A 21,629-nucleotide genomic window follows, 5' to 3' on the forward strand; every position below is an offset into this window, starting at 1 on the left:
GTGTTATAATTAATTAAATACTGTAGTTTAATTTGTGGAGGTAAATAAATGAGAATTTTACACACTTCTGACTGGCATTTAGGCAAAAATTTGGAAGGCCACAGCCGCATGGACGAGCAAGAAGCTTTCCTCAATGATTTTGTAGATATTGTTTCAAAGAATAATATAGATATGACAATTATTGCAGGTGATATATATGATGGAGCTAATCCGCCGGCCAGAGCCGAAAAAATGTTTTATGATACACTTAAAAAATTATCATCAGATGGTGATAGAATAACTGTTGTTATAGCAGGAAATCATGACAACCCAGATAGATTGGTAGCAGCAGGACCTCTGGCAATGGAACATGGAATCATAATGGTTGGTACTCCAAAGTCAATAGTACCTGTAGGCAAATACGGAAAACATAGAGTTATAAATTCGGGAGAGGGTTTCATTGAACTTCAAATAAACGGAGAAAGAGCAGTAATTATAACAGTTCCATATCCAAGTGAGAAAAGATTGAATGAGGTATTGTATGGAGAAATGGATGAGGATTCAGCTAGAATTAAGTCATATAGTGAAAGGATAAAGAAGCTATTTGATAATTTGAGTAAAAATTATAGAGATGATACAATAAATATTCTTGTTTCGCATCTATTTACCATGGGAAATGAAGATACAGGTATCGATAAAAATTCTCAGCTTGGAGGAAGCTTTATAGTTGATAGCAGCTGTTTCCCCAAAAAAGCTCAGTATATAGCTCTTGGACATATACATAAGCCTCAGATAGTACCAGGAACAGATAAAAGAGCCAGGTATTCAGGATCACCACTTGAATACAACAAAAAAGAGATAAATTTTAAAAAGAAGTGCTTTATTGTAGATTTAAAAGTGGGAGAAAAATGCAAGGTTCAAGAGGTTGAGTTTAAAACGTATAAGCCAATAGAAGTATGGAGGTGTAAAAGCATTCAGGCTGCTATAGAAAAATGCATTGAGAACAAGGATAAAGATTGCTGGGTATACTTAGAAATAGAAACTGATACTTATATAGGTGAAGAAGATATAAAGAAAATGAAAGCTGCCAAAAAAGATATACTGGAAATTATGCCTAAAATTAAAGACAAAAATAATGAGGATATAGATATAAATAATTTTTCAAATAAATCCTTTGATGAAATCTTTAAAGAATTTTACTTAAAAGAAAGAGGTATGAACCCTGAGAGAGAACTAGTAGACTTGTTATTATCTGTTGTGAATGGAGATGATGGAGAAAATGAAACCAATTAAACTTAAGATAAAAGGACTAAACAGTTTTATAGAGCCACAGCAGATAGATTTTGAACAATTAACTGATAGAGGATTATTTGGTATATTTGGACCTACGGGAAGTGGTAAATCCACTATATTGGACGGGATTACTCTATCGCTATATGGAGAAGTGGCAAGGAAAAGTTCAAATTATATGAATACTAACTGCAAAACTTTGAATGTGAGTTTTGAGTTTCAGATATCTGGAAAAGAGATAAAAAGGTATAGGGCAGAAAGGGAATTCAAAAGGGATAATAAAACTGGAAGTGTTAGAAGTAAATCAGCTAAAATAACAGACATTACAAATGATGCTGAAGATATACTTGAAGAAGGCTCAAGGAATGTAACTGAAAAGTGTGAGGAGATAATTGGGCTTAAACTTGAAGACTTTACAAGAACAGTAGTCCTACCTCAGGGAAAGTTCAGTGAATTTTTAAAGCTCGAGGGAAAAGACAGGAGAACCATGCTTGAGAGGCTTTTCAATCTTCGAAAGTATGGAGATGAACTTTCTTTTAAGTTAGCAGGAGAAATTAAAAGAGAAAGGGAAAAGTCAAATTTACTTCAAGGTGAGCTAAAAGGTTATGAAAATATAAGTGAAGAAATTTTAGATGAGAAGAAAAAAGCGCTTGAAGAGATAAATGAAAATTATGATAAATGCAAAAAGAAACTTTCTGATTTAGAAATTGAGTTTAATAAATGTAGAGAATTAAGGAATCTTCAAAATGACCTGAAAGAACAATTACTTAAACAGGAAGAACTTAAGAAAAATGAAGATTCTATAATAAAAATCCAGAAAAAAGTATCTTTAGGAGAAAGTTCACTTAAGCTAAAACCATATATTGAAGGATATGAGAATACACTTTTAAAGATTAAAGTTGTTGAAAAGGAGCTTTCAAGTTTAAATGATAATATAGAGATTATAAATAAAAATAAGGACAAATTAGACAATTTATTAAATGATGCAAAAAGTAAAAATGACAGAGAATTACCTGAATTAAAGATAAAAGAACAAAAAGTTTTGGAGGCAATAAAAGAAGAATTAGTATTAAACAAATTAATTGATGATAAGAAAGTTATTGAGAAAAGTACTGCTGCATTAGAAAAAAGCCTCCAAAATAATAACGAGGATTTTAAAAATATTGAAATAAGTATTGATGAGATAAACAGTAAAATAAATGTTAAAGATAAAAAAGTGGAAGCTTTAAAAATATCAGAAGAATATAAGAAAAAAGTTAATAGAGGAATGCTACTTTCAAATAGCTTTGAAAGTCTTATGAAGCAGAAAAATGATGCAGACAAGAATATGGAAGCAGTAAAGTCGAGTATTGAAAATTCAGAAGAGAAAAGCGAAGTATTATCAAAAAAAATAGATGAAAGATCTGGAGTTATAGATGTCAAAAAAGATTCGTTAAGTAAATTAATAGATGAGTGTCCTGGGGATGAAAATTCACTTTTAGATTTACAGCAAAAGCTTACGGTATTAAAGGACAAATGGAAAAAATATAAGGATTATAGCAGTGCTTTAAATAAAGATAGAACAGAGATAGAGAACTTCAATAGTGAACTTAAAGATAGAAAAAATGAAAAATTGATTTTAAATCAGAAAATAGAGGATTTAAATAAAGAGATAAGTAAACTTCAAAAAGAACATTTAGCACAGGTTTTAAGAAATTCTCTTGTAGATGGAGAACCATGTCCTGTGTGTGGGGCAATTCATCATAATATAGAAAACATAGAAATTATAAGACAGGTGGATTCAGAAAAATTAAAACTCATTATAGATGATGAAACTCAAAAATATAAAAAACTAAATGATGAAATAATAAGAATAGAAATTAGTGTTAAAAACAGTAAAAGGGATGAGGCTGAAAATGTTCAAAAATTAAATGAGTTGGGTGATGATTTTAAAACTAATTCATTAAAGAGTATTGAAGATGAATTTGCAAATTTGAAACTGGATATAAACAAATTCAATAGTACAAAATCGGATTTGGAAAATAAGATCAAAGCTTTAACTCAAGATAAGAATGATTTAGAAATTGAATACAGCAAAGCAACTACAAGTAAAGTAGAAGGAAGCAGGCAGTTAAAAAAGCTTAAGCAGGACTTCGAAAAAATAAAATTTGAATTTGAGAAAACAAATAACGAACTTTTTATATTAAAAGAAGAGCTTGATATTGAAGATTTTATAAAGAAAAATGAGGAAATCATTGAAAAAGAGAGAGAAAAAGCAGCAATTGAAAGTAGTTTAAAAAAATTAAGATGTCAATTAGAACTAAAACAAAAAAATAAAGAAAATTTGAACAGCATGGCGTCAGAGTTAAGGGAAAATTTGAGTAAGAATAAAGCTGTTTTAATTGAAAAAAATAAGAATATAGAGGAAAAGAAACAAAGCATAAAAAGTAAAGCTTGTAATAGAGAAAACTTAGAGGATTTTAAAAAAGAAATATCGGGCTATATAGAAAAAATTGAAAAGGAATATGAGACAGCTGAAAATGAAAGCAAGGAAATACAAGACAGATATAATAAATGTAATAGGGATATAATAGCAGCACAGAGTAATTTAGTCAGCCTAAAGGAAAGATATATAGAAGACAAAGAAAAATTAATTAAAGCATTGTCAGAGGAAAATATTAAGGATATAGATGAAGCCAGAAAAAGTTATATGGATAAAAATCATATTTATGAATTAAAGCTTAAAGTAGAGGACTACAAAAATACTGTTTTCAAAATAACTGGAGCAATAGAAAATCTGAGCAATAAAATAGGAAATAGATATTTGAGTGAAGAAAGATGGCTTAAAATGCAGAGCACTACAGAAGATAATAAAGAATCTCTGGAAAAGTTTAAAAAGGATAAAATAGAGCTAGAAAAAGAAGTTTTGGATATGAGTAAAAAAATGCTTGAGTTAAAAGAAATTTTAAAACAGAAGGAAAAATCAGATCATAAATTAAGCCTTTTGGATGATCTTGAAAAATTATTTAAAGGAAAAAAATTTGTAGAATTTGTAGCTCTAAATCAGCTTAAGTATATATCTATAGAAGCAGATAAAAAACTCAAGGAGATTACCTGTGGAAATTATGGGTTGGAAGTAGATGAAGATGGAAAATTTATAATTAGGGACTATAAAAATGGAGGAGCTGAAAGAGATGCATCCACTTTATCTGGTGGAGAAACTTTTATAACATCTCTTGCGCTAGCTTTAGCACTATCAGCTCAGATACAATTGAAGGGGACTGCTCCCCTGGAATTATTTTTCCTGGATGAAGGTTTTGGTACACTTGACGATAACCTTCTTGAAATTGTAATGGATTCTCTAGAAAAAATTCAAAATAAGAGACTTTCTATAGGTATAATAAGCCATTTAGAGTCTATTAAAAACAGAGTACCTGTAAAACTTATAGTAACGCCTGCGGAAGCTGGAGTAGGTGGAAGCCATGTAAATATAGAGAGAAGCTAAAACGTATTATTTTTTAATAGAATTTTCTGAGCTGTTTAACCAATAACACGCCTACAATAGCTGGAATTATCTGTCCTATTGATAGACTAGAGGCAAGTATGATGTATTTAATATGGAGAAGGTAGGATAACCATATTGGTACTCCAAATCCAGGTATTAAGATAATTGGAATAACGATAAACCAATCATTTAATTTATATTTACTTATTAAATATACTAAAAATGAAGTTATCATACCTACAAGTGCTCCTCCGACCATATCGGGAATTCCAAGTCCGCCCATTAGAGTATTACTAATGAGATTGCTTATTCCCATTGGTATAATAAGAAATGGAAAAATAGCGGATAAAGAATATAGGGCTGTTGCTATTCTTATCTGAAATTGCATAAAAGCAAAGCTCTGTGTAAAATACATTATTATAACATACATTGCTATAACAATACCGGAAATAGCAATTTTATTTACATTTGACAAATTTTTTTTAACCATCATTTATTTTCTCCTTCATATTTTAATGGGTCTACATATCCGGCTTCTTTGAATGCTTTTAGCCTTAATTTGCAGCTGTCACAAACTCCGCAAGGAAGTTCTCCACCTTTATAACATGTCCATGTTTTGCCATAATCTACATGTAATTTCATACCAAGTTTAATTTCTTCTGATTTTGCCATGTTGATAAATGGTGCATGTATCTTTATTTTCTTTCCATCTTCTACAGCACATACAGTTCCTAAATTTATTGCTTTTTCCATAGAATCTATAAATTCATGTCTGCAATCCACATATCCTGAGTAATCAACTTCACTTACACCTATGAATATGTCTTGAGCTCCTATTGCCTCTGCATAGGAAGCTGCGTAAGATAAAAATATCATATTTCTTGCAGGAACATAAGTAACAGGTATTTTTTCATAGTTAGTGTTTGATTCAGGTACATTTATATTTTTATCTGTAAGTGCAGAACCACCCCAGGCATCCATATTTGTATTTACAAGGATAAAATTAGCTGCGCCTGCACTTTTTGCTGCATTTCTGGCACATTCAATTTCTTTTTTATGCCTTTGACCATAGTTAAAGCTCAGAGCATAAACTTCATAACCCTGACTTTTGGCTAAATACAAAGTCGTGGTGGAGTCAAGTCCACCTGACAATAAAACTACTGCTTTTTTCATTTTAAATCCATCCTTTCAGCGTAATAACAACATCCTAATGCTCCATTAAATTGGGCATCCTTTAAAACTATTATTTTTTCGTAATCATCCTTTAAATAATTGTTTATAGCTTCATTTCCAGCAACTCCACCTGATAAAATAAGATTTTTCCCGTGAAATCTAGTTAAAAATGGTTTGATTCTTTTGTAAAGTGAATAATTAACACCTGCACATAGCCTTTCAATTTCAATTCCCTCTGCTATTTTACCAATCAATTCTGATTCGGAGAAAACTGCACAGGTAGAATTTAATTCTACGGGATTTTTATAAAATGTGAATAATTTATCTAGAGGAACCTCCAATATGTTTGCCATATTTTCAAGATATCTTCCACTGGAAGCCGCACATTTTTCGTTAAGTTCAAGATCAACTATTAATCCTTTTTCTACTTTAACTACTTTAATATCTTGTCCACCTATATCAAGAAGTATAAAATTTTTTAAACCTGTTTGAAAAATTGCTCCATAAACATGTGCTTTTATTTCATTTATGGGTTTAAATAATTTTAGATTTATATTATTTCTACCATATCCTGTTGAAACTGATGAATCTATATTTTTAATGTTTAATTTTTTAAGGTTTACTATCATTTTGCCATCATAACTACAGAAATCTCTATAAAAACTCATTGTGCTTATTTTATTTTTAAATACAATTTTCCCATTTTCCATTAAAGCTATTTTTACTTCTCTACTGCCTAAATCGATGCCAAGTCTTCTCATAATGTCACCTGCTTATTCATGATAATTAGATCCTGCAGCATATCAAGAAATGCTTCCAATCTTATTTTTGTTCGGGCATCTAAAAAGTTCAACCTATCGCCCTCTATATTTAATACAGGTATATTTAATTCATTTTTTATAACTATATCCTCAATTTGTCTATGACAGAATGCTTGAGTGTAATGAATCAAAGCATCTATTTTTCTTTCTTTAATCTGCTTTTTTATTTCCTTAAGCCTAAATTTTATGTCATATGGGTAAGTATAGTCATAGTACTGCTCATAAATGTTTTTTGCCTGTAAAGCTCTTGGAAATGCAAATTCTCTTTGAACTTCATTATAAACGAAACGGGCATTAAATTTTTCAACATAGTCATATATATCACAGGGCATTGGAGGCACACCTATAAAACCAAGCCTTAATTGTTGGGTAAAAGGCTCTCTCTTTTTTACTTCTTCAATTTTATTTTTAATATCACTTTCAAATTTATAAATGTCACCATTAAAATCACTTGAACTTACCTGGTACAGATGGTTTTCAAAGCCAGAAACCTTGTTTTCTTTATAAGTAAGCTCATCTAAATACTTTACAAGACATCTTATTTTGTTTATTCTTTGTCTAACTTTTTCAACTTTATCAAAAGAGACATTAAAAGTATTCATAAAATTATCAATGGATAACTTTATATCTTGAATGTTATGACTCTGAGGGAAACTAAAAGGATATATTTTAATACCCTTCATATCCAGAACTTCTTCCAAAGCTTTAGTATTGGAACAATCACCTTCAGTAACACCTACAATTTCTTTGAAATTTTTATCAATACATGCTCCAAAAATCCCCTTTTGCCATGCACAGCAGCTTTTGGGAAATCCTTCTGTTTCTGCTATGTCAATAAACTTTTTATAATTTTCTGAAGTTACAAAAATATTATTTAAATCAACTACATTATATCCGGCAGCAATTAAAACTTCGCAGGGGATAGTAGTAGTTATTCCTACAGTTTTATTTTTCATTATGACCTCACTTTATTTCTAATTAAGTTTTAATATAGAAGCATATAAAAAAGGGCAGAGAAACCTCCACCCTTATAATTAGCAAACTATATAATCTATAGTTAATCCATAGTTTTGTTTATATAGACAGGATGGTTACGAACTGTCTTATGTAGTTTTACATGCCTTATTGTATACTATAAAGTGTTTAAAATCAAGGACTTTAATAAAAAAACAGAGATTTCGCATCTAAAGTATATACTCTAGCATTAAATTCATCTTTACCAATATATATTAATCTTCCAATTTGATTTTTTTCAATTTTATCAAAAGTTGGCAAGTTAAGTAGTTCAGATTTACTAGGTATTTTATTAATCGGCAACTTGTTAATGTGTATATTAGCTGCAACTGCTGTGGAATGGGCTCCTCCCACATCATGGTATATAACTATCATATTATTTTAGGCCTCCTTAAACTTTTGTAAGTACATTCATAGTATGGTCTATATTATAAAAAGTATAATTAAAACTCAAAGTAATAATATTTATACCATTTCGCTTTTTTCATCTAACTTTTGATACATTTTTTCCTGCTGTTTGGTTGTAAACTGAAAATATATTTCTGTATTTGAGACATCTTTATGTCCTAACCACCATTGGAGTTCTTTTATATCCATATCCGATTCTGCAAGATGAACGGCAGTTGTATGTTTAATAGTATGAAAATGATGTTTTGATTCATCTTCGATACCTGCAAGTGAACAATATTTTTTCATTAAATAATTTAAGGTTTGTCTAGAAATAGGGGCATTCTTTTGGCTTTTAAATAATATTTCTGAAGTTGAAGTTATATTATTTTGAGCTATGTATTTGTCTAAAACTGTTTTTGTTTTATAATCCAATCTTAAAGTATTGTTATTGCTTCCTTTAAGTCTTTTACAATATAGTTCACCTTTTGAAATATTATAATCTTGAAGTTTTATTAAAGGAATTTCTGAAACTCTTAAACCACATCTATAAGCAATTCTAAAAATCGCCAGATCTCTAAGAGAATGAGAAGTATAAGATTTCTTTATTGCATTAAAAAGATTTTTCGTTTCGGATTGAGTTAAATATTTAATTCTATTTTCATCGTTTTTTCCCATAGTTAATCTCCCTAAATAAAAAATTGTACAAAATAAATATTTTGTACAATTTTAGTATACTACAAATAGCATAATATGAAAATACTGCATAATAAATTGTAATATAAAGTCGTAATGAAAAATTTTATATATATTATTCTCCTATATATTATAAAAATTTGTATATTAAATGGAATTATTTATGAATATATTCCTATTTAACTGTACAAAATATTTATTTTGTCTTAACAACTATATAATTATCTTTATGTAAAGTCAAAATAACAATTTAAAATTCTTATATTATATAAATAAGTAAGTAAGAGGATGTAAAATCAAGCAATACAAAATTACTGTTAGATGGGATAAAAACTAATTAAGACATATTGGTAAGATACATTTATAAAAGATATGAGGTAGGTGTTTAATGGTTTATTTGAAAAACAAAATAGTAAGATAGAAATTATTATTTTTTAATGCAAAAAGGGAGGGTAACGTGTATAGAAAAAACAAATATAATTTAAAGAAAATAGAAACTGACAGGATATATAAACGTGTATTTAGTATGGATAATGTTGGAGTTTGGGAATGGAATATAAATAAAGATCAGATGTTCATTAGTGGTGTAAATATTGCACTAGATGACTTTGGAACGGGATATTCTTCTCTAAACTATTTAATTACTTTGCCAGTTAACACATTGAAAATAGATAAATCATTTATTGATAATATTAAAAGTGATAAAAATAAAGCTGTAATTAACAGTATAGTGCATTTATCAAAATCTTTAAAATATAAAATAATTACTGAAGGTGTAGAAACAAAAGAACAAATGGATTTACTTACTGGATTGGGATGCAATATAATTCAAGGTTATTATTTTAGTAAACCTCTTCCAGAAAACGAAATTGAAAACTTATTAAAAAGTCAAGGCGAAATTTTGAAAATTAGTTAAGTGTTGAAGGAATACAAGAAAGGCTTATGGAGTTTTAAAAACAAAAAATTAATTGCTTTTTAAAATATATGAGGGGGAAATTATAATGGGTTTTTTAAAAAACATAAAAGTTAGGATAAAATTAATTGTATCTTTTATTATTGTGGCTATATTAATTGGTATAGTTGGTGCTATTGGTATACTGTCATTAAAAACTGTAGATACAAATTCTGAAGAAATGTACAGCAATAAATTACAGATTATTTATGAGTTGACAGATATGAGACAAAATTTAACAGAAGCTAAAAGTGATCTGCTACAGTTGGCTTATGTAAGGGATAATTCTAAAAAAGCTGACTTAGAAAAAGATATTCAAGTAAACAAAGATGAAAGTAATAAATATATCATAGATTATGAAAAAATAACTATGACAGATACAGAAAAACAAATATGGTCAACATTCAAAAATCAGCTTGAGCAATACAGAACTTTAAGAGATAATGTTATTAAATTTGGTGATGCTGGAAACTTTAATGAAGCAGTTAATCAATATCAGAAAATACCTGCTGTAAGAGATGCAACATTTCAAAGTCTTGATAAACTAATTAATTTAAATCTTGATAGTGCAAAAACATTTAATATAGATAATCATTCAATATATATGGGTTCACATAGGATTATGATAATATTAATAATAGTAGGGTTATTAATTGCAATTGGACTTGGATTAATTATATCAAAAGATATAATTGATCCATTATTGAAAATACAATCTTTAGCAGAAAGACTTGAAAAATTTGATTTTTCATTACCAATAACTTTAACAAGAAAAGATGAATTTGGACGAACAGGAAATGCTTTAAATGCATCACTAAAAAACGTAAATAATTTAGTTAAGTTAATTACTGAAAATTCACAGGATATGAGTGCATCAAGTGAAGAACTTTCTGCAACTTCTGAAGAACTTACAGCAAAAGTTCAACAAATAGACAGTTCAGTAACAAACATAACATCTGGAATTATGGAAACAAGTGCATCATCCGAAGAAATAACTGCGTCTATAGAAGAAGTAGATTCCAGTATTAATGAACTATCCGGAAAAGCTATGGAAGGAAGCAATAATGCAAATAAATCTAAAGAAAGAGCCACAGATGTACAAAATAATGGGAAAGTTGCTATAGATAAAACACAAAATTTATATAAGGACAAAAGAGAAAAAATGTTAAAAGCTATTGAGGATGGAAAAGTAGTAAAAGATATAGGCGTAATGGCAAACACCATTGCAAGTATAGCTGATCAGACAAATCTTCTTGCCCTTAATGCAGCGATAGAAGCTGCAAGAGCAGGTGAACATGGAAAAGGATTTGCAGTAGTTGCAGAAGAAGTACGAAAGCTAGCAGAACAATCTGCTCAGGCAGTTACAGGTATACAGGACACCATTGATAAAGTAAATAATGCTTTTAAAAACCTTTCTGAAAATGGTAATGATGTATTAAAGTTTATAAATGAAAATGTACACCAACAGTTTGAGGACTTTGGAAATATGGGAAATCAATACTATAGTGATTCAGACTTTGTAAGCAGTATGTCACAAGAAATAGCATCAATGTCAGAAGAACTTACTGCCACAATTGCTCAAGTAAGCGAAGCAGTACAGAATATGTCTGGAGTTTCACAGAAATCTTCAGAACACGCAGAAATAATAAAAACAAGCGTAGATGAAACAACAAAAGCAATAGGACAAGTAGCCTTAACTGCACAAAGTCAGTCAGAACTTGCACAAAAGCTTAACGAAATGGTACACAAATTTAAGTTATAATTTAGTAATTAAGTAAATCTACATTAAATGCATTATAGGGCTTCAATAGACAGTTAAGAAAATTTACAAAAACAAGAACTGTTGATGAAGCCCTCTGAAGATATCCCAAATGCCATTCCAAGTGGAATATACCGAACATTATATTTAATATCATTATTTTTTAACATTAATTTCCTTGAAAATATGAATGAACATCTGCAATTCTAACAATTGATAAAAATATATTTATAATTTACGTAGAGAGTGGAAACACTAATACAATAATAAAAGTTGTTTTTATTATATTTTTATTATGGAGGAGAGATATAAATGGAAAATTCAATGTTTTGTTACCAATGTGAACAAACAGCTGGGGGCAAAGGCTGCACAAAAAGTGGGGTTTGTGGAAAGACGCCTGAAATTGCAAACTTACAAGATTTATTAATATATCAGCTAAAAGGAATCTCTTGCTATGCAAAGCCTCTTATTGAAAAAGGAAAAATCATTGATAAAGAAATAGTAAAATTTGTAGAAAATGCTCTGTTTACAACATTAACAAATGTAAATTTTGATGCTCAGGTTCATGTAAGATTATTAAAGGAATCACAAAAAATAAAAGAAATTTTAAGGGACCAGGCACCTGAAGGAGAATATACAGAAGCAGCTACATATAATCTAAGCGATACTAAAGAAACTATGCTAAAGGATTCAGTAAAAGCAGGTATTATGTATGATCAAAAGCTTGACGCTGATATTCGTTCTCTAAGATCAACTATATTATATGGATTAAAAGGCATAAGTGCTTATGGTCATCAGGCACGGTTTCTTGGATATAATAATGAACAAGTAGATAATATTTATTTCTTAGGACTTGAGGCTACCACAGATGACAAATTAACTCTTGAAGATATGATACGTATGACTATGAGAGTAGGGGATATGGCTGTACAGGTAATGCAAACTTTAGATGAAGCTAATACTACTACTTATAAAAATCCTTCACCTCATAAGGTAAATGTTAATATTAAAAAAGGTCCATTTATTATAGTATCTGGTCATGATTTGAAGGATTTAGAAATGCTTCTTCAGCAAACAGAAGGTAAAGGAATTAATATTTATACTCATGGAGAAATGTTGCCGTCGCATGGATATCCAGAATTAAAAAAATACAAACATTTAGTAGGTAACTTTGGTTCTGCATGGCAAAATCAACAAAAAGAATTTGATGGAATTCCAGGATGTATTTTAATGACTACTAACTGTTTAATGAGACCAAGAGAAACATATAAAGATAGAATATTTTCAACAAGTGTTGTAGGTTGGGACGGAGTAAAACATATAGATACTTTAGAAGATGGAACTAAGGATTTCAGTGAAATAATAAATAAAGCATTAGAATTAGGCGGCTTTAAAGAAGATGAAGAAGAAAAAGAAATACTAGTTGGCTTTGGACATAATGCAACGTTATCACATGCTGAAGCTATAGTAAAGGCGGTTAAAGAAGGAAAGATAAGACATTTCTTCTTGATAGGAGGTTGTGATGGTGCAAGACCAGGAAGAAGCTACTACACTGATTTTGCTAAAATGGTTCCACAAGATTGTATAATTCTTACTTTAGCTTGTGGTAAGTACAGATTTAACAAATTAGATTTTGGAACAGTAGCTGGATTGCCAAGGTTATTAGACGTAGGACAATGTAATGATGCCTATTCAGCAGTTAGAATAGCTACGGCACTGGCAGATGCATTTGAAACAGATGTTAATTCATTACCACTTACTATTGTACTTTCTTGGTATGAACAGAAGGCTGTTGCTGATTTATTAGCACTCTTATCACTTGGAATAAAAGGAATATACTTAGGACCAAGTCTGCCAGCTTTTATATCTCCAAATGTATTGCAATATCTAGTAGACACATTTAACATAAGACCTATAAGTACACCAGAGGATGATTTAAAGAGCTCACTTAAACAAATGAACTAATGAATATAAAGATCATTTGGTGTCTTATATCTTAAGCTTCAATGGATTCTTCTGGTGTTATATTGTTAAATTGATGATTAGAATAATGGAACACATAAAGAGAACAAATCAATGCTAAAATTGCCAGTATACTATAAGAAAATGCAGCAACAATTATACAAGTATTTCCAAAGAGAATAGGTTTCTTAGCACCTAGGATATTTAATATACGTCCGCTTACAGGTGCTAGAAAAGCCCCGATTAAGCAACCGGGTAGTAACAAGCAGCCTGCAATAAGCGGACTTTTACCTGATACCAATTGAGAATAATTTGGAATTAAAAAACCAAAACCTAAACATATAAATTGAATCAGGCTTATGACGAAAACACTAAAAGTGAATGGCTTAAATTTAAAAATAGACAAATGAATTATTCATTGACGTTTCAATGACAACTCCAGTAAAGGACATAAGTCCTGTTGCAATAATTGATAAAATTAGTTTTAAATCTATATTCCTTTCAAAATTATCTGTCATTTAATAGAACCCACCTATTCTTAATAAAATATAATTATTTAAATGTTTTTGTTATCTCAATTGGATGTGATTTCATAATCATATACATTTACTATATTGTTTGATGTGCAATGGTAAATTACTGTGTAGTTACTGATCATTATGCATGACGATAAACTATTAGATCTATTTCAGCAAGAGTACAGCCTGTATTACGATAACTATGTGGTTTGTCAGCTTTAAATCTAATAGAATCGCCATCTTTTATTATATACTTTTCGTCGTTTACTTTTATTGTAATTTCACCTCGGAATATAGTTAAAAACTCTTCAGTATTATCTATATGAGGATCAGCTTTTAAGTAACCACCTTTTTCAATTTCTAATGTGTAAAGTTCAAAACATCTACCGTCTTCATATGGAAAAAAAGGATAAAGCTTATATTTACCATCATCTTCTGTAAGAGGTTTAATATTAACTTTATGCATAACAGTAGTATTTGCCTTTTGTGTTGTAATAAGTTTAGCAACTTGAATTTTTAACCCGTATGCAATTTTACTTACTGTTGTAACTGTAGGATTTGATTTTCCTCTTTCAATTTGTCCAAGCAAGCTTTTGCTTATTCCTGTCAATTCTGATACTTTGTCAAGACTTAATTTTCTATCTTCACGAATTTTTTTAAAATTAGTGGCAATTAATGAATTTAAATCTTCCATAAAAATTCTCCTTTTCATTAAATACTATAATGTACATTTTGTGCAATATATATTATAATGTATAAGATGTACACTATATACTATAATATACCTGCATGCATTATAACATATTAGTAATTAATGTCAATATTATAAATTTAAATAAGGAATTTAATAAAAGGAGGTAATATTTTGAATATTACTATTATAAATCAGATCGTTATATTAACACTCATGATTATGGTAGGGGTTGTTTTAAGAAAAACAAAAATAGTTACAGATGAAGTTAATAAGGGGCTTTCAAATATATTGATGAATGTAACATTACCCTTTATGATTCTATATTCTTTTAATTTTAAGTTTTCAATGGATATGTTAAAAGAAGGCATTACAATATTTTTATATTCTGTTGGAATACATATTTTTTTAATAATTTTAAGTAAATTATTATATTTTAAATTTGAAAATTCTAAGAAAAGTGTATTTAAATTTGCAACAGTATTTTCAAATTGTGGTTTTGTAGGATTTCCTTTAGTCCAAGGTATGTTTGGAAATATAGGAGTATTTTATACGGCAATTTTTACAATTCCTTTTAATATTTTTATGTTTTCTTATGGAGTTATACTTTTTACAGGTAAAAGTGACATAAAAAGTATAAAGAAAAATCTTATAAACATGCCTCTTATGTGTACTGCTTTAGGTATCATAATATTTATTTTCTCTATAAAACTCCCATCACCATTACTTAAAACTATAGAAAGTATAGGAAATATGACAACTCCAATTTCAATGTTTATAATAGGAGTTATGCTTGCAGATGTTAAATTAAAAGATGTGTTTAAGGGTATTGATATTTACTATTTAAATTTTGTAAAACTTATAGTCGCTCCACTTCTAGTTTCTTTTATATTAAAGAGTTTAGGCAGTAATAAAACTCTTCTGTATATATGCGCAATTTTAGTAGCAATGCCAACTGCAAGTTTAATAGGGGTATTTGCCGAGAAATATAATGGGGATAAAATCAATGCTTCAAAATGTGCTTTTTTAACTACAGTTTTATCTATAATTACTATACCTTTTATTATGTCAATAATACAGCTAATAGTTTTTTATAAATGATATTTACAACTTTCATGTTTAATTTAACAATTTTGGATCTAAGTCAATAAAAATGTACTAAATTTATATTAGAGTGATGGTGGTACAAATGAGGAATATTGCAAACTTAATTACAATAACAAGAATATTAGGAACAACGGTTTTGGTGTTTATAAAACCATTTTCGGAACCATTCTTTATCATATATTCTATATGTGGTATCAGTGATATTTTAGATGGAATGATTGCACGAAAGATGAATTTAGCAAGTAAAAATGGGCAGATTCTTGATAGTATTGCAGACTTTTTTATGGTTATAGTTTTGGTGTTCATATTTATGCTTAATTTTAAATTCCCTTTATTTGGTACGCATTGGGTAATCATTATTTTAATTATTCGCTTGACATCGTTGAGTGTTGGCTTTATACGTTATAAACAGCTTACATTTTTACACACTTATGCTAATAAGTTAACGGGGATAGTTTTGTTTTGCTTCCCATTTATGTATATTGGATTAGGATTATACACAACAACTATTTTAGTTTGCTTTATTGCAAGCATTTCGGCGATGGAAGAATTAATTATTAATACTGTTTCTAAAAAGTTATGTAGAGATATTAAGTCCATATTTTCATTATGAAAATGCACGTAATTTACAAATTCCAATTTGTTGAATATATTAGGAAAGCAATCTCTTACATAACTTTCTTATGTTGTGAATTAGCCAGAAAAAAATGTTCTTTGAAAATTGAATAATATGATATATCATATAAATAAAAAGTGTAATTGTATTTGGAACTGTGGTTGAAGTTTTTGATGATGAAAAAAATACAGTTCTTTTAGAAATATTAAATAAATATTCGACAGATTATATTGAAAAAGGAAAGGAATATATTAAAAATGCAAGTAAAGCAACTAAAGTAATAAAAATTAATATTGAGCACATTTCCGGCAAAGCGAGGAAATAGTTAATACTAAAAAATAATTCATCAGATTTGCTGACACCTAGGTTAAGTCATATAAAGTGCTTTGCTATAACGTTATTCTATAGCTGGTGATTAATAAAATCAATTTTACTGTTTGTATTAGTAGTTTTTAATATAATATATAGAAAAACAAATTTATTGTAATTGTAAAAGGAGTAAAAAATGATAAGAGAAGCAAGTGAAAAAGATTTAAAGGGCATTTTAGAAATTTATAACGATGCTATATTGAGCACAACAGCGATCTATGCTTATAAAATTCAGACTCTTGAGGAGAAAAAACAATGGTATAAAGAAAAGAAACGAGATGGATATCCATTGTTAGTATTTGAAAAAAATAATACAGTTGTTGGATTTGCTACATTTGGACCTTTTAGGAACTGGCCAGCATATAAATATACAATAGAACATTCCATATATGTTCATAAGGATTATAGAAATCAAGGGATTGCAACAAAATTAATGAAAGAGATAATAAAAATTGCTAATGAAAGAGAATATGCAACGATTGTTGCTGGAATTGACGCATCAAATGAAATTAGTATAAAAATGCATGAGAAAATAGGATTTAAGTATTCAGGTACAGTAACAAAAGCAGGATTTAAATTTGGTAAATGGCTAGACCTTGCTTTTTATCAATTGAATTTAGCAGGACCTAAAATGCCTTTAGAAGGATAACTCAATAAATGAAGTATACTTTTTTAGTATCAGCATTATAAGATTTTGAGATTAGATTAATGTAATCAATGTTGTTGATATAAATTTTTGTTACTATTCAGGCATTCCTAAAAGGAATGCCTATATTATTAATTGAATATAGTTATATTTATTATAAAAATCTAATAACCAGGCCTCTAGCTTCACAATAACAGTGGCTTACTGACCCAGGTGGTTCTCCTTTAGCTCTATTTCATCCTGAATCTGCTTTATTTTCTTTAGGTCTAAGACGGCCAAAATCTCCTTTATCTTCTTTAATTCCATTTCATCCAATCCAGGGTCTCCTTTTGGACCTCTAGGTCCAGGACAACCAGGGTCTCCTTTTGGACCTCTAGGTCCAGGACAGCCTGTATCTCCATGGTGTCCTCTAGGTCCAGGACAACCAGAATCTCCTTTTGGACCTCTATCTCCAGTGCAACCGGGATCTCCCTTATCTCCTTTAAGTCCAGTGCAACCGGGATCTCCTTTATCTCCTTTAGGTCCAGTGCAACCGGGATCTCCCTTATCTCCTTTAAGTCCAGTGCAACCGGGATCTCCTTTATCTCCTTTAGGTCCAGTGCACCCAGGATCTCCTTTATCTCCTTTAGGTCCAGTGCAGCCAGGATCGCCTTTTGGACCTTCCTTACCACAAACTGTTATACACTTATGATAACAACCATCTTTTGATTTATCAGGGCATTCAGAACTCTCCATATTGTTTTTATTTGTCTCATCAAATTTCATTTCCTGTATCTCAACATCTTCACTTCCATTTTTATCAATAAATTCACGGCTACTTTTTGAGTGCCCCAATCTTCTATGCTTTGCCATATATTTATTTCCTCCTTTTTATAATAATTTAGATAACATATCTAAAGTCATATCAAATTAAAAATTAGTAGAAATAAGGATTACTTAATTTAAGGATTTCCTCCTTAATACATAATATGCTGATTTATTAATATTGCGACAAAATTCTAGAAAAATAAGAATCAGGCACATTTATTTGTATCAGTTCTGATATGTTTATATAAAAAGTGGACATTATAAATTATTTATAAAATTATATTGTAGGAAGAGACTTATTTGTAGGGCTTTGTATCCAATTCCCTTTATAATCATACCGTGAACCGTGGCAAGGACAATCTCAAGTTAATTCATCCTCGCCATGGCCTTTTTGAATATATTCAAGATTTTCGTCTGGAATATCAATCCTTTGTGCAATAAAGTTGTTTGCTGTTATTATAAGATCATTAGCAGCATTTTGATAGCTGTGGATATATTAAATCTTCCAGGTGAAAATATTTCTGAAAATTCATTTTCATTTTCAAGAATCATATCACTTATTATCATTGCAGCTGCCATTGAACTTGTCATTCTCCATTTTTTAAATCCTGTCTCAACATAAATATTAGGAGTTTTTGATGAGTAATGACCTATGTAAGGTATACTATCTAAAGTCATACAATCTTGTGCTGACCAATGATATTTTTCTACGGAATTTGGATAAAACTCTTTGGCTACTTTTCTTAATTTATTATAAGCTCCACCTTCTTCGTTTTCACCAGTTCTTTGAGCTATGCCTCCAAGTAATAATAAATTTTTATAATTTCTAAATGAATAGGAGTTTTTATCAACGCCTATATACATTCCATTTACATCTTGAGCATTTTCTAAAGCTATAACGTAAGATCTTTCTTGATGCATTTTCATAAAGTAATAGCCTGGAGTATTTAAAAATGGATAATGTTTTGCTACTACTATTTTATTTGCTTTAATTTCTATCCCATCTTTTGTAACTACAGAATTTTCTTCAGTAATATCAAGTGCTGTTGTATTTTCATAAATAGTCAATTTTTCTGAAATTGCTCTTAAAAATTTAAGTGGATTAAACTGTGCTTGATTTTTAAACTTTAACGCTTTTTTAATCTTAAAGGGAAAATTTACTTTATCTGCTAATTCTGCATCGATTCCTAATTTCTTAGCTGCATTATATTCATTTTCAAGACTTTGAGTATTATCTAAAGAATACACATATGCATCTTTGTATTCAAAATTACAATCAATGTTTTCTTTATTAATTATTTCCTTATATTTTTGTATTGCAAGTCCATTAGCCTTAGCATATTGCCTTGCTCCTTCTTCACCAAATTCTTTTATTAAATTAAGTCATGTTGGCATGTTATCTTTGCAGTTGTGTTTTTGTAACTCCGCCCGCAATACTTTTGGAATCAATAACAACAACGTCTCTTCCGACCTTATTAAGCATATATGCTGTTAGAAGACCAGCCATTCCAGCTCCTAGTTATAATAATATCACATTGTATATCCTTATTTAAGGATTCTCTTCTTCTAAAATTAGCCTCAGAATTCCATACACTTTCCATGTAAATCACCTCATGCTTAGTATTCCACTTTTTTTGTAATATACACGGATTTTTAGTATAAAATAGACTAATTTGGATTATAAATATTACTATTTATTTGTATACTATACAAATAATTTTTACTTAAAATTTTAATATCCCAATTCTTCTCCAACAAGAATTACCTTGATTCGCCCTGGAAACCTTCCAATACGCGTAATAACTGTATATGTACATATACAGTTAGTTCCTACACAGTCAGCACATTTTCCCGTAATAGAGCACGGAGTTTTGTAATTAAATCTGATGGTATTTTGTGGACACGCTATTAACTTAATTCTCTTATAAGCACTTTCTATATCAGAGCATACTTTGTTCATTCCTACAACTACAACGACATGTTTGGGTCCGTACATCATTGCAGCTAAACGGTTACCACTACCATCAATATTTACAAGTTCACCATTTATTGTGATAGCATTAGAACTTAAAAAATAGTAGTCACTTGTTACTATTTTACTATAGGTTTCATCTCCTTTATCTAATAGTTTTTCATTAAATAAATCTTCTACATCAGTGTATGAATATTTATCCGACTTTACTGCATCAAAAAAACCAATTTCTCTTAAAGTCTGAGAATCTCCCCAAGCTATTTTATCTTTATGAGATAAAAATGATATGGCTTTTTCTAAAGCTTCTTCTTTTGTACTGGTCCAAAAACCTTCCATCCCTCTATGTGAAAGATTGTTGATAATTGTATTTGCGAGTTTTTTATAATATTCTTTTTTGTTTGACATATAATATACCTCTTTTCTATAATAATTTATTATTAAAATAATGCACATAAAATTGGTACGGTAACAATGGAAAATATAGTGGATATAAATATAATGGCTGAAGCAAAAGCAGCATCACATTCATATTTATCAGCAAGTATTGCAGTTGTAGTACCTGCGGGCATTCCAGTCAATAAAGTTGAGATTCCTATAATAAGAGGGTCTATCTTTAATAATTTTAATAAAACAAAAACAAGTAAAGGAAAAGCAATCAAGCGAATAAATGTAAAATAAAATGTTGCTTTGTCAAAAATCTGACTTATTTTACATGCTGATAAAATACAACCTATTATTATCATTGATATTGGAATTGTGCACTGACTCATGAAAGTAATACTGCGATTTATAGAATCAGGTAGTTTTATACTAAAAGCCATAATGAGAAGGCCCAGAAATACCGCAATAATACACGGGTGAAAAATTAAATTTTTAATTGTCTGTTTTGTAAAAGCAAGTTGTTCTTTGCCATTTTCGTCCACTTTTCTACCTGTAAATTGAGTTAATCCAGATGTCCACATTGTAATTCTGATAGGTATTTGAAAAATGGAGGCATAAAGTACACCAGTAGAATTAAAAATATTATTTACAACAGGTAATCCAATAAAACTGGAATTGGAACATATAAGTCCATAATTCATAACAGGCTGCATCTTGTCTGAAAAACGTCTAAAAAGTAACTTTCCTAAAAATATAGAAATAATCTGAACAACGATGGAAATACAAAAAGCTGTAAGTGAATTTTTAATTAAATCAGGTGTTAGTTTTCCTTGAAATGAAACAATTATATTACATGGCAATATCAAATAAATTAATAAATTGGATAGACCTTTTTGAGCACTTACATTTATGACTCTATGCCTTCTTGAAATAATTCCAATAATAATCAAAATCAACATGGAAAGTTGTAAATTCAACATCTGTAAAAATAATTTCATTATAGTA

18 protein-coding genes and 3 pseudogenes are annotated in these 21,629 nt (G+C 29.4%); 8 read left to right on the forward strand and 13 right to left on the reverse strand.

Features of this window, described 5'->3' with window-relative positions:
• Window positions 1-48 precede the first annotated feature (48 nt).
• Together J2Z42_RS03215 and J2Z42_RS03220 are read left to right on the forward strand one after the other, a co-directional pair.
• Window positions 49-1,272: an exonuclease SbcCD subunit D gene (locus J2Z42_RS03215; protein WP_209700929.1), complete on the forward strand. Its 1,224-nt coding sequence runs from the start codon at window positions 49-51 to the stop codon at window positions 1,270-1,272.
• Entirely contained in the window at window positions 1,259-4,753 is a 3,495-nt protein-coding gene (locus J2Z42_RS03220) for an SbcC/MukB-like Walker B domain-containing protein (protein ID WP_209700930.1), read from the forward strand. Before J2Z42_RS03215 ends, J2Z42_RS03220 begins: the two co-directional genes overlap by 14 nt.
• A 13-nt stretch (window positions 4,754-4,766) precedes the next feature.
• Here J2Z42_RS03220 and J2Z42_RS03225 read toward each other — a convergent pair whose 3' ends face one another.
• The 6 genes and pseudogenes from J2Z42_RS03225 to J2Z42_RS03250 all read right to left on the reverse strand — a co-directional run bounded on the left by J2Z42_RS03225 (window position 4,767) and on the right by J2Z42_RS03250 (window position 8,826).
• Window positions 4,767-5,246 (reverse strand): QueT transporter family protein, encoded by a 480-nt coding sequence (locus J2Z42_RS03225; protein WP_209700931.1) that lies wholly within the window; start codon window positions 5,244-5,246, stop codon window positions 4,767-4,769.
• The gene (queC, locus tag J2Z42_RS03230; RefSeq protein WP_209700932.1) at window positions 5,243-5,926 is read right to left on the reverse strand and encodes a 7-cyano-7-deazaguanine synthase QueC; all 684 of its coding nucleotides are present in this window, start codon (window positions 5,924-5,926) and stop codon (window positions 5,243-5,245) included. The genes J2Z42_RS03225 and queC overlap by 4 nt, the downstream gene beginning before the upstream one ends.
• Window positions 5,923-6,687, reverse strand: a complete 765-nt coding sequence (locus J2Z42_RS03235) for an acyl-CoA dehydratase activase (protein WP_209700933.1) — start codon at window positions 6,685-6,687, stop codon at window positions 5,923-5,925. The genes queC and J2Z42_RS03235 overlap by 4 nt, the downstream gene beginning before the upstream one ends.
• Window positions 6,684-7,703, reverse strand: a complete 1,020-nt coding sequence (locus J2Z42_RS03240; RefSeq protein WP_209700934.1) for a 2-hydroxyacyl-CoA dehydratase family protein — start codon at window positions 7,701-7,703, stop codon at window positions 6,684-6,686. The genes J2Z42_RS03235 and J2Z42_RS03240 overlap by 4 nt, the downstream gene beginning before the upstream one ends.
• 220 nt (window positions 7,704-7,923) lie before the next feature.
• A pseudogene (locus tag J2Z42_RS03245) lies at window positions 7,924-8,136 on the reverse strand (DUF3189 family protein); the annotation flags it as partial.
• Between the two features lie 90 nt (window positions 8,137-8,226).
• Window positions 8,227-8,826: a tyrosine-type recombinase/integrase gene (locus tag J2Z42_RS03250; protein WP_209700935.1), complete on the reverse strand. Its 600-nt coding sequence runs from the start codon at window positions 8,824-8,826 to the stop codon at window positions 8,227-8,229.
• 601 nt (window positions 8,827-9,427) lie between these two features.
• On the opposite strand from J2Z42_RS03250, the pseudogene J2Z42_RS03255 reads away from it, so the two are divergent.
• The 3 genes and pseudogenes from J2Z42_RS03255 to hcp form a co-directional block, all read left to right on the forward strand.
• Window positions 9,428-9,760 (forward strand): annotated as a pseudogene (locus tag J2Z42_RS03255) (EAL domain-containing protein); the annotation flags it as partial.
• Between the two features lie 85 nt (window positions 9,761-9,845).
• On the forward strand, window positions 9,846-11,558 hold the full coding sequence (locus J2Z42_RS03260; protein WP_209700936.1) for a methyl-accepting chemotaxis protein: 1,713 nt from the start codon (window positions 9,846-9,848) through the stop codon (window positions 11,556-11,558).
• A 309-nt stretch (window positions 11,559-11,867) separates the two neighbouring features.
• Window positions 11,868-13,520 (forward strand): hydroxylamine reductase, encoded by a 1,653-nt coding sequence (hcp, locus tag J2Z42_RS03265; protein ID WP_209700937.1) that lies wholly within the window; start codon window positions 11,868-11,870, stop codon window positions 13,518-13,520.
• 31 nt (window positions 13,521-13,551) lie between these two features.
• On the opposite strand, the gene J2Z42_RS03270 is transcribed toward hcp, so the two are convergent.
• The 3 genes from J2Z42_RS03270 to J2Z42_RS03275 form a co-directional block, all read right to left on the reverse strand.
• A complete protein-coding gene (locus J2Z42_RS03270; RefSeq protein ID WP_209700938.1) occupies window positions 13,552-13,782 on the reverse strand; it encodes a hypothetical protein in 231 nt (76 codons plus the stop codon).
• Window positions 13,783-13,909: 127 nt separating this feature from the next.
• The gene (locus J2Z42_RS14615) at window positions 13,910-14,035 is read right to left on the reverse strand and encodes a hypothetical protein (RefSeq protein WP_281063519.1); all 126 of its coding nucleotides are present in this window, start codon (window positions 14,033-14,035) and stop codon (window positions 13,910-13,912) included.
• A gap of 139 nt (window positions 14,036-14,174) precedes the next feature.
• On the reverse strand, window positions 14,175-14,729 hold the full coding sequence (locus J2Z42_RS03275) for a helix-turn-helix domain-containing protein (protein WP_209700939.1): 555 nt from the start codon (window positions 14,727-14,729) through the stop codon (window positions 14,175-14,177).
• A 171-nt stretch (window positions 14,730-14,900) separates the two neighbouring features.
• On the opposite strand from J2Z42_RS03275, the gene J2Z42_RS03280 reads away from it, so the two are divergent.
• The 3 genes from J2Z42_RS03280 to J2Z42_RS03290 all read left to right on the forward strand — a co-directional run bounded on the left by J2Z42_RS03280 (window position 14,901) and on the right by J2Z42_RS03290 (window position 17,467).
• Entirely contained in the window at window positions 14,901-15,827 is a 927-nt protein-coding gene (locus J2Z42_RS03280) for an AEC family transporter (RefSeq protein WP_209700940.1), read from the forward strand.
• Window positions 15,828-15,915: 88 nt separating this feature from the next.
• Window positions 15,916-16,446 (forward strand): CDP-alcohol phosphatidyltransferase family protein, encoded by a 531-nt coding sequence (locus J2Z42_RS03285; protein ID WP_245331467.1) that lies wholly within the window; start codon window positions 15,916-15,918, stop codon window positions 16,444-16,446.
• A gap of 508 nt (window positions 16,447-16,954) precedes the next feature.
• On the forward strand, window positions 16,955-17,467 hold the full coding sequence (locus J2Z42_RS03290) for a GNAT family N-acetyltransferase (RefSeq protein ID WP_209700942.1): 513 nt from the start codon (window positions 16,955-16,957) through the stop codon (window positions 17,465-17,467).
• 198 nt (window positions 17,468-17,665) lie between these two features.
• On the opposite strand, the gene J2Z42_RS14620 is transcribed toward J2Z42_RS03290, so the two are convergent.
• From J2Z42_RS14620 to J2Z42_RS03315, 4 genes and pseudogenes are all read right to left on the reverse strand, one after another.
• Window positions 17,666-18,316, reverse strand: a complete 651-nt coding sequence (locus J2Z42_RS14620; protein ID WP_209700943.1) for a collagen-like domain-containing protein — start codon at window positions 18,314-18,316, stop codon at window positions 17,666-17,668.
• Between the two features lie 232 nt (window positions 18,317-18,548).
• Window positions 18,549-19,872, reverse strand: a pseudogene (locus tag J2Z42_RS03305) (NAD(P)/FAD-dependent oxidoreductase).
• A gap of 131 nt (window positions 19,873-20,003) precedes the next feature.
• Entirely contained in the window at window positions 20,004-20,648 is a 645-nt protein-coding gene (locus J2Z42_RS03310) for a lactate utilization protein (RefSeq protein ID WP_209700944.1), read from the reverse strand.
• A 32-nt stretch (window positions 20,649-20,680) separates the two neighbouring features.
• The gene (locus J2Z42_RS03315) at window positions 20,681-21,622 is read right to left on the reverse strand and encodes an AEC family transporter (RefSeq protein WP_209700945.1); all 942 of its coding nucleotides are present in this window, start codon (window positions 21,620-21,622) and stop codon (window positions 20,681-20,683) included.
• Window positions 21,623-21,629 lie beyond the last annotated feature (7 nt).

Origin of the sequence: Clostridium algifaecis, assembly GCF_017874415.1 — a bacterium.
In the GTDB taxonomy this organism is placed as follows: Bacteria; Bacillota; Clostridia; order Clostridiales; family Clostridiaceae; genus Clostridium_B; species Clostridium_B algifaecis.

What these genes read in the sequence shown, in the direction of transcription:
- J2Z42_RS03215 (WP_209700929.1), top strand. Translation starts at nt 49, where the DNA reads ATGAGAATTTTACACACTTCTGACTGGCATTTAGGCAAAAATTTGGAA.
- J2Z42_RS03220 (WP_209700930.1), top strand. Translation starts at nt 1,259, where the DNA reads ATGAAACCAATTAAACTTAAGATAAAAGGACTAAACAGTTTTATAGAG.
- J2Z42_RS03225 (WP_209700931.1), bottom strand. Translation starts at nt 5,246, where the DNA reads ATGATGGTTAAAAAAAATTTGTCAAATGTAAATAAAATTGCTATTTCC.
- queC (WP_209700932.1), bottom strand. Translation starts at nt 5,926, where the DNA reads ATGAAAAAAGCAGTAGTTTTATTGTCAGGTGGACTTGACTCCACCACG.
- J2Z42_RS03235 (WP_209700933.1), bottom strand. Translation starts at nt 6,687, where the DNA reads ATGAGAAGACTTGGCATCGATTTAGGCAGTAGAGAAGTAAAAATAGCT.
- J2Z42_RS03240 (WP_209700934.1), bottom strand. Translation starts at nt 7,703, where the DNA reads ATGAAAAATAAAACTGTAGGAATAACTACTACTATCCCCTGCGAAGTT.
- J2Z42_RS03250 (WP_209700935.1), bottom strand. Translation starts at nt 8,826, where the DNA reads ATGGGAAAAAACGATGAAAATAGAATTAAATATTTAACTCAATCCGAA.
- J2Z42_RS03260 (WP_209700936.1), top strand. Translation starts at nt 9,846, where the DNA reads ATGGGTTTTTTAAAAAACATAAAAGTTAGGATAAAATTAATTGTATCT.
- hcp (WP_209700937.1), top strand. Translation starts at nt 11,868, where the DNA reads ATGGAAAATTCAATGTTTTGTTACCAATGTGAACAAACAGCTGGGGGC.
- J2Z42_RS14615 (WP_281063519.1), bottom strand. Translation starts at nt 14,035, where the DNA reads ATGACAGATAATTTTGAAAGGAATATAGATTTAAAACTAATTTTATCA.
- J2Z42_RS03275 (WP_209700939.1), bottom strand. Translation starts at nt 14,729, where the DNA reads ATGGAAGATTTAAATTCATTAATTGCCACTAATTTTAAAAAAATTCGT.
- J2Z42_RS03285 (WP_245331467.1), top strand. Translation starts at nt 15,916, where the DNA reads ATGAGGAATATTGCAAACTTAATTACAATAACAAGAATATTAGGAACA.
- J2Z42_RS03290 (WP_209700942.1), top strand. Translation starts at nt 16,955, where the DNA reads ATGATAAGAGAAGCAAGTGAAAAAGATTTAAAGGGCATTTTAGAAATT.
- J2Z42_RS14620 (WP_209700943.1), bottom strand. Translation starts at nt 18,316, where the DNA reads ATGGCAAAGCATAGAAGATTGGGGCACTCAAAAAGTAGCCGTGAATTT.
- J2Z42_RS03310 (WP_209700944.1), bottom strand. Translation starts at nt 20,648, where the DNA reads ATGTCAAACAAAAAAGAATATTATAAAAAACTCGCAAATACAATTATC.
- J2Z42_RS03315 (WP_209700945.1), bottom strand. Translation starts at nt 21,622, where the DNA reads ATGAAATTATTTTTACAGATGTTGAATTTACAACTTTCCATGTTGATT.